The sequence below is a fragment of the Nocardia vinacea NBRC 16497 genome (assembly GCF_000308835.1).
Classification (GTDB): Bacteria; Actinomycetota; Actinomycetes; order Mycobacteriales; family Mycobacteriaceae; genus Nocardia; species Nocardia vinacea.
The window spans coordinates 1-13,858 of record NZ_BAGN01000065.1 but is presented as its reverse complement, the minus strand read 5'-3'; the positions used below and the strand labels follow the sequence as shown (position 1 = coordinate 13,858).

General features: G+C 66.6%; 10 protein-coding genes. 6 read left to right on the top strand and 4 right to left on the bottom strand.

All coding sequences use genetic code 11. The features are described 5' to 3' along the window. Both ON44_RS07375 and ON44_RS07370 read right to left on the bottom strand, forming a co-directional pair. On the bottom strand, window positions 1-558 hold a 558-nt coding region (locus ON44_RS07375), incomplete at its 3' end, for a PAS domain-containing protein (RefSeq protein WP_040687320.1). A 24-nt stretch (window positions 559-582) separates the two neighbouring features. Continuing rightward, window positions 583-1,392 (bottom strand): SAM-dependent methyltransferase, encoded by an 810-nt coding sequence (locus tag ON44_RS07370; RefSeq protein WP_040687319.1) that lies wholly within the window; start codon window positions 1,390-1,392, stop codon window positions 583-585. 302 nt (window positions 1,393-1,694) lie between these two features. Between ON44_RS07370 and ON44_RS07365 the strand changes: the two genes are divergently transcribed. The 3 genes from ON44_RS07365 to ON44_RS07355 are packed head-to-tail and all read left to right on the top strand — an operon-like array spanning window position 1,695 to window position 4,302. Continuing rightward, window positions 1,695-2,678, top strand: coding sequence for a cation diffusion facilitator family transporter (locus tag ON44_RS07365; RefSeq protein ID WP_085998493.1), 984 nt, complete (start codon window positions 1,695-1,697; stop codon window positions 2,676-2,678). Window positions 2,679-2,722: 44 nt separating this feature from the next. Beyond that, window positions 2,723-3,808, top strand: a complete 1,086-nt coding sequence (locus ON44_RS07360) for a DNA polymerase III subunit beta family protein (RefSeq protein ID WP_040687318.1) — start codon at window positions 2,723-2,725, stop codon at window positions 3,806-3,808. Continuing rightward, window positions 3,805-4,302, top strand: a complete 498-nt coding sequence (locus tag ON44_RS07355; RefSeq protein ID WP_373283134.1) for a hypothetical protein — start codon at window positions 3,805-3,807, stop codon at window positions 4,300-4,302. The genes ON44_RS07360 and ON44_RS07355 overlap by 4 nt, the downstream gene beginning before the upstream one ends. Before the next feature lie 187 nt (window positions 4,303-4,489). On the opposite strand, the gene ON44_RS07350 is transcribed toward ON44_RS07355, so the two are convergent. Further along, window positions 4,490-5,380, bottom strand: coding sequence for a sigma-70 family RNA polymerase sigma factor (locus ON44_RS07350; protein WP_040687317.1), 891 nt, complete (start codon window positions 5,378-5,380; stop codon window positions 4,490-4,492). 125 nt (window positions 5,381-5,505) lie between these two features. On the opposite strand from ON44_RS07350, the gene ON44_RS07345 reads away from it, so the two are divergent. From ON44_RS07345 to ON44_RS07335, 3 genes are all read left to right on the top strand, one after another. Continuing rightward, on the top strand, window positions 5,506-7,227 hold the full coding sequence (locus ON44_RS07345) for an MFS transporter (RefSeq protein WP_083897704.1): 1,722 nt from the start codon (window positions 5,506-5,508) through the stop codon (window positions 7,225-7,227). 189 nt (window positions 7,228-7,416) lie between these two features. Further along, the gene (locus ON44_RS07340; protein ID WP_040687322.1) at window positions 7,417-8,274 is read left to right on the top strand and encodes a class I SAM-dependent methyltransferase; all 858 of its coding nucleotides are present in this window, start codon (window positions 7,417-7,419) and stop codon (window positions 8,272-8,274) included. Next, entirely contained in the window at window positions 8,267-9,025 is a 759-nt protein-coding gene (locus ON44_RS07335; protein WP_040687316.1) for a thioesterase II family protein, read from the top strand. The genes ON44_RS07340 and ON44_RS07335 overlap by 8 nt, the downstream gene beginning before the upstream one ends. Window positions 9,026-9,069: 44 nt before the next feature. Here ON44_RS07335 and ON44_RS07330 read toward each other — a convergent pair. Further along, window positions 9,070-13,858: type I polyketide synthase (locus ON44_RS07330; RefSeq protein ID WP_040687315.1), on the bottom strand; the 4,789-nt coding region annotated here is incomplete at its 5' end.

Here is a 13,858-nt window from a genome sequence, read left to right as displayed (position 1 = left end):
CATCATCGCCGCGGGTAGTCCGAGCATATCGGCCATGGCCGCGTTCACCTCCAGTACCCGACCGGTGACGTCGACCGTCCCGATCCCAACCGACGCTCCCGCGAAGACCGCTTCGAACCTGGCCTCCGACAATTGCCTTCGCACCTCGGCCTCCTGCGCGGCCGAAAACGCCGCTGCGAGTGTGGTTTCCTGCTCCCCTAATGCCGCGTTCCGCAGCGCAGAGGTGAAACCCGCGGCGAACTCGGCAGCAACAACTATCGCACGCTCGCGAACCGCCTCGTATTCGGATTCGGTTCCGGTGGGGCAGATTTCACGCACGATATCCCGGCAGATAACCAGAACTGAACGGCTGACGGCAATTTGGTCACGATAATTGGCCGCGACGAGCACCGCGGCGGCGTCCTGCGCGACCGTGACCTCTCGGGTCCCGCGCACGACCGCGACGAGCACATCGGCGAGTTCCGCTAGCAGAATATCGATTTGGCTTCGAGTGAGAGCCGGAGCGACGGCGCCGTCGAGCGCATCCGCCCATCGCGTTGCCAGCTCACGAATCCCCACGCGAATCCCCTGCCACGGCTCCGGTCAGACCTTCCGGCCGACGCCCGCCAGGCCGAGCGATCGGCCCGGCGTCTCGTATAGGTCGCGTTCGGATTCCGGCCGCCAGGCGGGTAGCTCGACGACGCCGGGTTCGACCAGCTCCCACTGGTCGAACATCGCGGAGATGCCGTCCTTCGAGCGGAAGTGGATGCCGACGCGGGTCACATCGGCCGCATTGCGGCCGAGCTTGCCCGCATCCTCGGGGCGCAGCTCCGATGTCAGGTGCGAGATCGCGACGTAGCTTCCGGCGGGGACGGCCGCATGCAGGGCGGAAACCTTCTCGACCGGCCGCTCCTCGTCGGATATCAGGTGCAGCACCGCCACCAGCAACACCGCGACCGGTTGCGCGAAATCGATGAGGCCGGTCTCGCGGACTCGGGCGAGCAGCTCATCGGGCTTGCGCAGGTCCGCTTCGATGGCCGCGGCCTTGTCGTTGTCCACCAGGATCGCGCGGGCGTGGGCGACCGCGACAGGATCGATATCGGCGTAGAGCACGTGAATCTCCGGATCAATCGACTGTGCGACCTCGTGCACATTGCCCGCGGTCGGAATGCCCGAACCGATATCGAGGAACTGACGCACTCCCCGGTCGGCCAGGAAGCGAACCGCGCGGCGCAGGAAAGCCCGATTACTCAGCGCCAGGCGGGGCAGGTCGGGCACCAGTTGCTTGCCGGCCTCGGCGGCCTTGCGATCGATCTCGAAGTTGTGTGAGCCGCCCAGCAAGGCGTCATACATCCGTGCCGGGCTCGCCTGTTGCATATCCACGCTCTCGGGCGCCCACGCCGGCCTGTCCATCGCATCCCCTCTGCATTCACCATCGGACCAACCCATCCAGGTCCGCACCGCCGGATACCGCGTTGTTGATCACCGAGAGGTGCAGTCCGCATAGTAGTCGGGCCGGTCGGTCCGAATGATCACGAATTCGCCACTGTTGATATGCGTCTTCCAGGCGCGATCCATATTCATACATGCGCATGAGTGCAAGATCCGCTACGCTGACGAACGGCAGCAATATCAACTGGAAGGGGCGTACGACTATGGGCGAGCAGTGCGTGTCGCCGAAGCGGTCGGCAGTGGTGGTCAGCGAGGCTGAGCACATGGATCATGACCACTCGCATGACCACGCACACTCCGGCCATTCGGACAAACACGGCCACAGCCACGACCATGGCGTATCGGCGGATTCGAATCCGCGCTGGCTGGCGATCGCGCTCGGGTTGATCGTCGCGTTCATGGTGGCCGAGGTGGTCGTCGGCCTGCTCGCGCAATCGCTCGCACTGATCTCCGATGCCGCGCACATGCTCACCGATGCCGCCTCGATCGTGCTCGCCATGATCGCGATCCGGTTGGCTCGACGTCCCGCGCAGGGGCGATACACCTACGGGTTCAAGCGGGTCGAGATCCTTTCGGCGCAGGCCAATGGGATTACCTTGCTGCTGCTCGCGGCGTGGTTCGTGTACGAGGGCATCAATCGGCTGATCAATCCACCGGATGTCGAAGGGCCGCTCGTGTTGATCACGGCGTTGGTCGGGATCGTGGTCAACATCGCCGCCGCGTGGAGCATCAGCCGTGCCAACCGGACCAGTCTGAATGTCGAGGGCGCGTTCCAGCACATCCTCAATGACCTCTATGCCTTCATCGGGACCGCCATCGCGGGCGCGGTGGTGTGGTTGGCCGGATTCGCCCGTGCCGATGCGATCGCGGCACTGGTCGTCGCGGCGTTGATGATCAAGGCGGGCTGGTCTCTGGTACGGGAATCCGGGCGGATCTTCCTGGAGGCCGCGCCCGCCCATCTCAATCCCGACGCCATCGGAGCGCGCATCGTCGCGCTCGAGCAGGTGACCGAGGTCCACGACCTGCACGTCTGGCAGATCACCTCCGGACAGCCGTCGCTGTCGGCGCATATCCTCGTCCACGACGCTGCCGACTGCCATGCGATTCGTTCGAAGATCGAGACAGTGCTGCACGACGAATTCGGGTTGGAACATACGACTTTGCAGGTGGACCACTCCTCGGACCTGACGGTTTCCGCCGACGATGCGCACTGCGCGGAGGCGCATGGACCGGTGCACCGGTCCTGACCGCCGTTTGACCTTCGAGCTACCTCAGACTCCATGATGAGCGGGTGGCGGGCGATGGATTGATCACGATCGGCGGGCTGGCGCGGGCCTGTGGGCTTACGGCCAGTGCGCTGCGGTTCTATGACGATTGCGGGTTGCTGGTTCCGTTCCGGGTGGATGAGGTGACCGGATATCGGTACTACCGCGAGGCGCAGGTCGAGCGCGGGGTGATGATTCGGCGGATGCGCGGAATCGGGGTGCCGCTGGAAGTTGTTTCAGAGATTTTGAACGGGGACGGGGTGCGGGCGGGGCGGTTGCTCGATGAGCATGTGGCGGAGCTCGCGCAGCGGGCTCGGGAGGCTGCTGCGGTTGCGCGGGCGATCAAGGAGGAGATCGGGGCGGGCGTGGTGTTGTCCGCGGCGGTGTTGGCGGCGGCCATCGAGCAGGTGCGGCCAGCGGCGGCTCTCGATCGCGAAATACCGATGCTGGCTGGGGTTTTGGTGGAGTCGGGTGCCGAATCGGTCACGTTGACGGCCACCGATCGGTATCGGCTTTCGACGCGGGCGATGGTGCCGGTGCGGCCGGGTGCTGGGGCGTGGTCGGCGGTTGTCGATGCGGGCGAGTTGGGTGGAATCGGTTCCTGGCTGCGGGAATCGGATGAGGTGACCGTGTGTGCTTTGGACGAAGGGCTCGTCCTGACCGGTGGTGGCTCCGAGCGTCGGTGCGGGACCATCGATGCGGCGTTTCCGGATTATCGGGCGATGCTGGCGGGGCTGGGCGCGGTTCGGACGAGGGTGGTGGCGGGGCGAGATGCGCTGCTCGCAGTGCTCGAGGCGGGCGGTGCGGCGCCGGTTGTCTTCGCCGTCGATCGTTCCGGGCTTCTTGTGACCTGCGATGGGCAACTCGGGCCCGGCTCGCCCGAGCCGCTTACGCGCCTGCACATTCCGGCAACCGTTACCGGACCGAGTATCGAACTTGCCTTCTCCCCCACGACATTACGGCCCGCGCTGGTGAGTGCGATCGGTCCGGAAATCATGCTCGATATCGCTGCGGCCGACGCACCCGTGGTCGTTCGCTCCGCGACGGATGGTGAGCTGACCACGCTCGTTATGCCGACCGCCATTACCGATTCGAAGGAGTACGGCGCGTGAATGCCGCTGGTGAAACCATGGCCGCCATCACCGAGGCGGTCGAGCTCGGGCGAACAGGCTCGCCGGAGGTCGCGCGGGAGGCACTGCTCGGGATATGGACGGCGATCGGTCCGCAGGGTGATCCATTGCATCGGTGCACGTTGGCGCACTATCTCGCGGATCTGTATGACGATGCGGCACAGGCGCTTTGCTGGGATGTGCGGGCGCTGGACGCGGCGGACAGTCTGACCGATGAGCGGTTGCATCGGCATGATGCGAATCTTGACGTGCGGGGTTTCTACCCGTCGCTGCATTTGAATCTGGCGGACAACTATCGGCGGCTCGGTTCATTCGATGCGGCGCAGTGCGAGATCAACGCGGCGCGCGAGTGGGTGGATGTGCTCGCCGATGACGGTTACGGGGCAATGATTCGCACCGCGATTGATGAAGTCGCCGAAGCGATTCAGATGCGGACGACCGCTAGACGCGCCTCCGCGCCGAATGGACGCGGGTAACCGTCGCTCCACAGCATCGTGGCCAGGAGTGCGGCTTGGGCGCCTTGTGGGATTCGTGCCCACCGCGCCCTGGAACAGGGATATGCATCGACGCGATCTGCCGGGACGAAGTAGAGGAAGGCGTGGTGCACGGGCGGCCGGATGTCACGGCGGCGAGCTGCTGTATCTGTTCCGGCAGCCGCGGACGTCATGGCTGGTCGGGAACGGCGAGAGAGATGTCGGCGATGCGGTTCGGGTCGGCGATGATGTCGATAGTGGTTATCCGATGGCCGGTGATGGTGAAGGCGAGGAGACATTCCAGGTTTCCGTTGGGTGCGACGACCAGTCCCAGGTGGCCATCGATCAGGGCCGGACGGGTGTAGGGAGCCCGGGTGGAGAACATCAGGGCGCTCGAGGTGACGCGGCGGGCGCCACTCATGCGGACCGGCTGTCCGCTCGGGGCGGCGACGGCGTCTGCGTGCAGTTCGACGTCCGGGGCGAGCACGGCTATCAGCGCGTCGAAGTCACCGGCGCGAGCGGCTTGTAGGAAGGCGTCGACGACCACCCGTTCATCGGCAATGCGGTCGGTCTCGGCCACAGGTGCGCCACGGACGCGACGGCGGGCGCGGACGGCGAGTTGCGCGGCCGCGGCAGGGGTGCGGCCGAGGATGGGCGCGAGTTCGGCGTATGGCAGATCGAAGAGGTCGTGCAGTACGAAAGTCAGCCGCTCAGCCGGGGTAAGGGTGTCGAGCACGACCAGTAATGCGAGCCCGACCGAGTCGGCCAGCACCGCCTCTTCTTCCGGATCCATGCTGTCCGCGGGGATGGCGGGCAACTCGGTTGGTAGCGCGCCGACCGGGTCTTCGCGGCGGGCCTTGCGTGCCCGCAACATATCCAGGCAGATATGGGCGACGACCGCGGTCAACCAGTTCCGCAGGTTGCGCACGCCTTCGGTATCTGCGCGGTCGAGTCGCAGCCATGCCTGTTGGACGGCGTCGTCGGCCTCGCTCGCCGATCCGAGCATGCGGTAGGCGACCGCGCTGAGGTGGGCACGGTGATCTTCGAAGCGCTGCGCCAGCCAGTGGGTCTCGTCGGTCATCGGCGGTCTCCTTCCGTCCGATCCGCCTGTCATGTCGATGGGTCTTGCTCCGTCATATCTATGACGGCCGAAACCACGGTGACATGACACGCCCGCGGATCCATCTCGGACAGAAGGACGAGCTGATGCACGAGACATCCGAACTGCGTCCCACATTGGAGCCGACACCGGACCGGCGGCGCTGGCTCGCACTGGTGGTACTGCTGGTCGCCGGGTTCATGGACCTACTCGATGTGACGATCGTGAATGTGGCGCTGCCGACGATCCAAAGCGATCTGAACGCACCCTACGCGGATCTGGAGTGGGTGGTGTCTGGTTATCTGCTCGGATTCGCGGCAATGCTGATCACCGGCGGCCGACTCGGCGACCTGCTCGGCCGCAAAACCATCCTGCTGGTCGGCCTGACCCTATTCACCCTCGCATCGCTGGCATGCGGAATCGCCCCGGGTCCGGCGTGGCTGATCGCCGCACGGATAGTCCAGGGCGCGACGGCCGGGCTGATGATCCCGCAGATCCTGGCGATCATGCATGTATCGTTCCCCGCCGCCGAGCGCGGGAAGGTGCTCGGCATCTGGGGCGGTGTGCTCGGCTCGGCATCGGTGGCCGGATTGATCCTGGGCGGAATCCTGGTGCAGGCCAACCTTTTCGGCTGGTCGTGGCGGCCGATCTTCCTGGTCAATGTGCCCGTCGGGGTGCTCGCGATTCCCGCGGCGATGGTGCTGGTGCGGCAGTCTCGCTCGGCCACGGCGGATCGATTGGATCCGATCGGCACCGTGCTCGCGATCGCAGCGGTACTCCTGCTGGTCTACCCGCTGACCGAGGGACGCACCCTCGGCTGGCCGGTCTGGACCTTCGCGCTGATGGCCACGGCCGCGCTGGTCCTTGCGGTATTCGTCATCTACGAGCGGCACCGGAGCGCGACGGTCGGATCGCCGCTGGTGGTGCTGAATCTGTTCCGGGAGCGCACATTCAGTGCCGGTATGGCCGTGTGGCTGTTGTTCTGGATCGCTCTCGGCGGCTACTTCCTGGTCTGGACGCTGTATCTGCAAGCGGGACTCGGCTGGACGCCGCTGCGGGCCGGGCTGAGCGCAGCGCCGTTCGCGGTGGCCGCTGCCGCAGGAGCGGGGACCAGTGTGGAGGTGTTCGTGCCGCGCTATGGGCGGATGGTTCTGCTCGCGGGCGCGATGATCAATGCCGCCGGGTTCGGTCTGTACGTTTATCTGGCCGCGCACCACGGCCCCGCCATCACCTCCGCGCAGATGTTCGCGCCGCTCGCGATCAGCGGATTCGGGTTCGGACTCTTCGTCGCCCCCACCGTCGACCTGATCCTGTCCGGGGTTGCCGGCCACGATGCCGGATCCGCGTCCGGACAGTTGTCGACCATCCAACAGGTCGGCATGGCACTCGGTGTCGCACTGGCCGGAGTCTTCTTCTTCACCCAAATCGACAACACCTCCGCCCACGGCACCGCAGCAGCCATCCCCACCCTCCAACAGCAACTCACCGACCTGAACATCCCAGCTACCGCCCAAGACCAGATACTCACCCAGTTCCGTGCCTGCGTACACGATCGCTCCGCCGCCACCGACCCCACCGCCGTACCGTCCAGCTGCCAGCCCCCACCCGGACAGTCGTTCTCCGAGCCGCTGCGGCAATCGCTGACCAAGGCAGGGCTAGAAGCCAACGCGCACAACATGTCTCGCACCTTCGCGCAAACCCTGTGGTGGGCTATCGGCATTCTGATCGCCGTCGCAGCGGGTGTGTTCGCACTCCCGCGCCGGTTGACCGCAGAACCCGAAACAAATTGGCCCGGCGTGGATTCTCTCGCATCGGATGCCGTGCACTGAGACGGCGTGGACAGCCGATTCGACGATGCAGGGTGGCGACCACGCGGTCGTCTTCGACTCCGCAGGCGCCCGCCTGTACGAACTAGAGCGGTTCTGAGCCCGACCTGGTGCGCTGGCGCCGCATGCGTACCGGTCTTCCACGTCCCGCGGCCGTGGGCATCGTTTCGTATGCTGTGCAAGACTGCACTGGTGGCCGAGACCGCTGAACTAGTTACCAATGTTTCCGACACCGCTCGCTGGGTGGCCGCCTTCCGCGCCACCGAATCCGCGCGCCCGGACGCCCTCTTTCACGATCCCCTCGCCGACCGAGTCGCCGGGGAGCGGGGCCGCGCCATAGCCGCCCAAACACCGCGCTTGATGCACAATGGCTGGAACCTGGTCACCCGGACCAAACTCATCGACGACCTGATCCTGAAGACCATCGCGGAGGGCTGCGATCGGGTGGTCAATATGGCCGCGGGGATGGATACCCGCCCGTACCGTTTGGATCTGCCCAGCGAATTCCCTTGGATAGAGGCCGATCTCCCCGAATTGGTCGCCGAGAAGAACGAGCTGCTGAACGGTGACTCACCGCGCTGCGCGCTCACCCGCACGGCGGTGGACCTCGCCGATCCCGAGGTGCGGGGGCAGTTCCTGGACGAGGCCCTCGCTGGTGCGCAGCGCGTGTTGGTGCTCACCGAAGGGCTGGTCTACTACCTCAGCGACGACGATGTCACCAGCTTGGCCGCCGCGCTGGCTCGTCCTGAAATCGCTTGGTGGGCACTGGATGTCAACAACCAGGCGATTGTGAAGCGGATGAGTAAAGCCACCACCGAGTTGCTGGCCAATGCCCCCTGGCAGTTCGGTCCGGTCGACCCGCTGGGCTTCTTCGCCGACCTCGGCTGGACGGCCGACGAGGTGGAACCTCTGGCCTCGGCGGCACACCGGTTCCACCGGCTGCCCTGGTTCATGAAGCCGACCGCACTCTTCCCGCAGCCGGATCCACGCAAGCCGCTCGAAAGCTCGTGGAAGCCTTGGAGTTCGGTGGTGCGGCTAACCCATGGATAGTAGCTGGCTACGTCGCCTGTCCCCCGCGTCGGCGACTGAATCTCATAAACTGATTTGCTTTCCACACGCCGGCGGCTCCGCCATATCTTTCGGCCCATTGGCCGGATGCGTCGGGCCGGAGTACGAGGTTTTCGCTGTCCAGTATCCGGGGCGACAGGACAGACGACGTGAACCGCTCGTGGGGAATATTCCGGACCTCGTCGACGGCCTGCTTCCCGAGCTGATAACAACAGTCGGCGACGCCAAGGACTTTTCCTTGTTCGGGCACAGTATGGGGTCTGTCGTCGCTTTCGAAGCATGCCGGCGGCTCGAGTACGAATCGGGAGCGAGCGCTCGGGTCCTGTTCGCCTCAGGTCGGCGCGCGCCTTCTGCAGCGCTGCCCGAGCTGCGAGTGCACCTGCTGAACGATCGGGAACTCGGTGAGCAGCTACTGCGGTTCGGCGGTACACCGGCTGCGTTGCTCGAGGATCCCGAATTCCGACAGCTGATCCTGTCGATCGTCAGGAACGACTATCGAGCCATCGAGACCTACGAGTGCAGTGCGGACGCGATGGTCAGCAGCCCTATCGTCGCGATTGCCGGCGACCGTGACCCCGATGCGAGTCTCGCGGAAATCGAGGTATGGGGCTCGCACACCACTGGAAGCTTCTTCGCGAAATTATTTCCAGGCGGTCATTTCTTCATCGATGCGAATCGCCACCCGATAGGACAGCTGATTCGCGATCATTGCGCCCGAGCGCTCTCGAACTAGAGCCGCAACGACCGGGTGAGCACTCGCCCACCCGGTCGTTGTTCCTAGCTCTCGATCCACCCCTCGATCGCTTCGGCAACATCCGCTGAACCGTCCTCCAGGATCGAGAAGTGGTTAGCCGGTACCGAAACAACGGTGTGCATCGAATCCCACGGTTCGGCCTGCCAGTCCACGCGATCCGATGAGCTCCCCAGGAAGCTCTCGGCGCACTGGATGAACAGCGTGGGCGTGGCGACGGAGCCGGGCATCATCTGCTGTAGCAGCTGCACGTACCGCGCCATACCCGTCAACCGATCCCGGTCGAAGCGACCGAATATGGCTTCGTTCGACACCATGTGGTCGGCCATCGCTCGCAGCAGCCATTCGCTGTCATCGTGCACCTTGTAGGTGTCCAGCATGACCACACCGGCCGGCGCTGGGCCACCGGCCGCTTCCAGGTGCTCGGTGACGCGGTAGGCCAACAGGCCGCCCGAGGAGTAGCCGAGCAGAACGAACGGATCACCCTGCGCCGCCTCGAGGACGGAGCGCGCCAATGCTGCCGCGGCCGCCGTCGGCGTCGCCGGAAGCGGCTCTCCCGTTCGGCAACCGATCGGAGTCAGCGCCGAAACGTCACGGGCGGTTCGCAAATGCGAGGCGATCCGGGCGTACTGATGCGCGCCACCGGTGGCCAGCGGCGGAGCGAGGCAAATGATGCGCGGCAGGGTGGGACCCGCGCCGAGTCGGGTGGGCACCGGCAGTCGGTCCAGTTCGTGTGCCGAGGAGAACTGCTCGCGCAGCTCCGCCGCCGCACGCAACAAGGCGAAGCCCTTCCCGGACTGGCCGGACGCTACCGCGCCACGGAACATGCCGTACAACGAATCATCCTCGCCGACTTGCTCATTGCCGCTTCGTGAGCCTTCGCTGAGCTCCTTGCGCAGGTATCGAGCCAGCGCCGCCGGCGTCTTGTGGTCGAAGATCGCGGCCGTCGGCAGCGTCAGACCGGTGGACGCGTTGAGCGTGGTCCGCAGCTCCATGGCTGCCAGTGAGTCGAATCCCGATTCGAGGAAATCACGCTCCGGGTCGAGAGCATCGACGCTCTCATGACCCAGCAGCCTGGCCGCGGTCTCGAGAATGTGCTTGCGGAGCCACTCTTCCTGTTCGGACTCCGGCAGCTGGGCCAGCTGCCGGCGCAGTGCGCCCGCGTCCTGGACCCCGGCGCTCTGCCGCCGCCCGGCTCGCTTGGCCAGGTCGCGCAGTAGTGCGGGCACCGCGTCCCGAGCCCGCAGTGCGGGCAGGTCGATCTCGGTCAGGATGCTCGCCGGAGTCTCCGAAGCTACTGCGGCATCGAATAATTCGAGTGCCTTATCGGCGGCCAGTGGTGGCAGGCCCTGGCGGCGCATGCGCTGCCGGTCGGCCTCGCTGAGCCACTGCGACAGGCCCGTTTCGATATCCCACAGGCCGTAGGCGAGCGCGGTGGCCGGCAGACCTTCGGCGTGCCGGTGGGTGGCGAGCGCGTCGAGGAACACGTTGGCCGCCGCGTATCCGCCCTGGCCTGCGGGCAGGATGGACCCCGCCACCGAGGAGATCAGCACGAAGGCGGACAACCCGGCGGCCCGGGTGAGCTCGTGCAGGTACCAGGCCGCGTCGGCCTTGGCGCTGAGGGAGTAGTCGATCTGCTCCGGCGTCAGGGTCTCGACCATCCCGTTGTGGGCAACGCCCGCCACGTGCACGACCGCACCCAGCGGATGCTCGGCCGGAACCGTAGCGAGCAGTTCTCGCAACGCATTTCGGTCCGCGACATCGCAGGCGGCCACGCGCACCCGGGCACCGAGGTCGGTCAACTCCGCGATGAGATCCGCGGCGGCATCCGGTCCGCGGCGGCCGGCCAGCAGCAGGTGCCGCACACCGTGCTCGCTCACCAGATGCCTGGCGAGGCGACGACCGATGCCGCCGGTGCCACCGGTGATCAGTACCGTACGTTCCGGATCCCAGGGTGCCCGCGGGTCCGACTCGGGCAGCGCGGCCCGCACGAGCCGCGGCACCCGTGTCCCGTCCGCCCGGACGGCCAGTTCCGGTTCACCCGAAATCGCCGCGGCGGCAAGGTGATCCGGCGTGGACTCGGCCGCGGCCTCCACGAGCACGATCCGCCCGGGATGCTCCGCCTGCGCCGCACGCACCAGGCCCCACACCGCAGCCGTGGCCGGGCCGGCCGCAGCGTCGGTGACGACAGCCAAAGTGCTTGCCGCGTAGCGATCCTCGCGCAGGAACTCCTGGACGACGCCGAGCGTGCGGTGCAGCGCGATGCGCAACCGGACCGGCACATCGTCGCCGTCGACCGGGACGCGGAACAGGACGACCGAGGCCGACTCGGACGACCCCCATTCGGCCAACGAACCCGCCGAGCGCAGTTCCGGACCGGGCCGCCAGCTGAGCTCGTACCGCCCGTCCGGCGCGGATCGGGTTGCGGCCGAGAGCAGTTCGAGCGACATCGGGCGCAGCGCGAGCGACCCGACGGACAACACTGGCGCCCCACCGGAATCGGTCATGGCCAGGGCGACCTCGCCCTGGTTCAGCCAGGACAATCGAACCCGAACCCGCCCTGCCCCGTCGGCGTGCACCCGCACCGACGACCAGGCGAACGGCACCAGGGTCGGCCGCTCGGCCTGCTCGTCCACGCCCTGCGGGAGGCCGAAGGACAACGCGTGCATGGCCGCGTCCAACAGCGCCGGATGCATGCCGTAGCCCTGAGTGGCGGTCGGTTCGGGCAGCGCGACCTCGGCGAAGAGGTCCTCACCGCGTCGCCACATGGCTTCCAGTCCGCGGAAGGCGGCCCCGTAGTTATAGCCGTGGTCGGCGAGCACGTCGTAGGCGCCGGCCAACTCGATCTCCGTGGCACCGGCCGGTGGCCACTGCGCGAAGTCCGTCCAGCCGTCCGGTGTTTCGGTTTCCCGGCTCGGGCTGACCGTCCCCTGCGCGTGGTGCGTCCACGGCACCGACGGATCGTCGTCGTCCCGCCGGGAGTAGATGTCGAGCCGTCGGCGACCAGTGTCGTCGCCATCGCCGACGATCACCTGGACATCGACGCCGCCCTGCCCTTGGAACACCAGTGGCGCCAGCAGGGTGAGTTCCGCAAGCTCCGGGCAGTCGACCTGGTCGCCGGCGTGGGCGGCCAGTTCGACGAATCCGGTGCCCGGCAGCAGCACCGTGCCGAGCACGTCGTGATCGGCCAGCCAGGGATGGGTGTTCGTGGACAGGCGGCCGGTGAATCGGACGCCGCCGCTCTCCGGCTGTGCCACCAGGGCGCCCAGCATCGGGTGGTCGGTGGACCGCAGGCCGAGTGTGTGCGCCTCGCCGGTGTGCAGCGGGCCGGTGGACCAGAAGCGGCGGTGCTGGAAGCCGTAGGTCGGCAGGTCGATCCGCACGCCGCCGGTGCCGATGTAGTAGGTCGTCCAATCCACCGTCGTACCCGAGACATGCAGTCGGGCGAGGCCGGTCAGCACGATCTCGGAGTTCGCTGCGTTTCGTTTGGACAGCGCGATAGTCGTTGCGGTGTCCAGGGTTTGGGCGATCATCGGAGTCAGCACCGCGTCCGGGCCGACCTCGGCGAACCTGGCTACACCCAGATCCGCCATTGCCGCGACGGCATCGGCGAACCGCACCGTGTCCCGGACCTGACCCACCCAGTACGCCGGATCCGACATCTCGTCGGCGACCCGGGCTCCGGTCACCGTCGACACCAGCGGGATACGCGGGCGCGCGAACGTCAAACCTTCGATCGCCGTGGCGAATTCGGCCAACATCGGGTCCATCAGCGCGGAATGGAATGCATGCGAGACCCGCAGTCGGTGTGTGCGCCAACCATGTTCGGCACAAGCCTCGGCGACAGCCACGACATCGGCTTCGACACCCGAGAGCACCACCGACGACGGGGCGTTCACCGCCGCGATCGAAACCGCGCCGGTCAGCAGCGGCCGCACATCGGCCTCGGCGGCCCCCACGGCGACCATCGCGCCACCGGAAGGCAACGCCTGCATCAAACGACCACGCGCAGCCACCAACACACAGGCGTCCGCCAGCGACAGCACTCCGGCCACGTGCGCGGCAGCGACCTCACCGATCGAGTGACCGGCTACGATATCCGCGCGTACGCCCCACGATTCGAGCAGCCGGAACAGTGCCACCTCGAAGGCGAACAGACCCGCCTGCGCGAACACGGTCCGGTCGACCAGATCGTCGTTCGCCAATGCCGTGCTCAGCGAAACAGGCTGTTCCAGCAGCGGATCGAGCTCGGCGACGATCGCATCGAAGTGGTTGCCGAAGACCGGGAAGGCCGCACACAGCTCCGTGGCCATGCCGGCCCACTGGGCACCCTGACCCGAGAACACCACACCCGTCGAACCCGCCAGCACACGGCCGGTCAACACACCGGATGCCGGCGCACCGGCCGCCAAGGTCCGGACACCTGACAGCAGCCCCGCACGGTCACCAGCCAACACAACAGCACGATGTTCGAAGACACTGCGCGTCGATGCCAGCGAGAAGCCGATATCGATCGGGTCATGGTCGCCCACATGCGATGCCAGGCGGGCGGCCTGAGCGGTGAGAGCATCGACACTGCGGGCCGAGACCACCCATGGCAGCAACCCGCCCGCCGGGGCGGACTTGACCACAGGCTCCGGCTCCACCGTCGGCACCGGGGCCTGTTCGATGATGACGTGCGCATTCGTACCGCTGATACCGAACGAGGACACACCCGCACGACGCGGCCGATCCACCTCCGGCCACACCACCGGTTCGGTCAACAACCGGATATGCCCCTCGGACCAATCAACTTTGGTGCTGGGCGCGTCGACA

Bases quoted from the DNA above. Each gene is read 5' to 3' on its own strand.
- ON44_RS07335 (WP_040687316.1), top strand. From the start codon at position 8,267: ATGGATAGTAGCTGGCTACGTCGCCTGTCCCCCGCGTCGGCGACTGAA.
- ON44_RS07365 (WP_085998493.1), top strand. From the start codon at position 1,695: ATGGATCATGACCACTCGCATGACCACGCACACTCCGGCCATTCGGAC.
- ON44_RS07350 (WP_040687317.1), bottom strand. From the start codon at position 5,380: ATGACCGACGAGACCCACTGGCTGGCGCAGCGCTTCGAAGATCACCGT.
- ON44_RS07345 (WP_083897704.1), top strand. From the start codon at position 5,506: ATGCACGAGACATCCGAACTGCGTCCCACATTGGAGCCGACACCGGAC.
- ON44_RS07370 (WP_040687319.1), bottom strand. From the start codon at position 1,392: ATGGACAGGCCGGCGTGGGCGCCCGAGAGCGTGGATATGCAACAGGCG.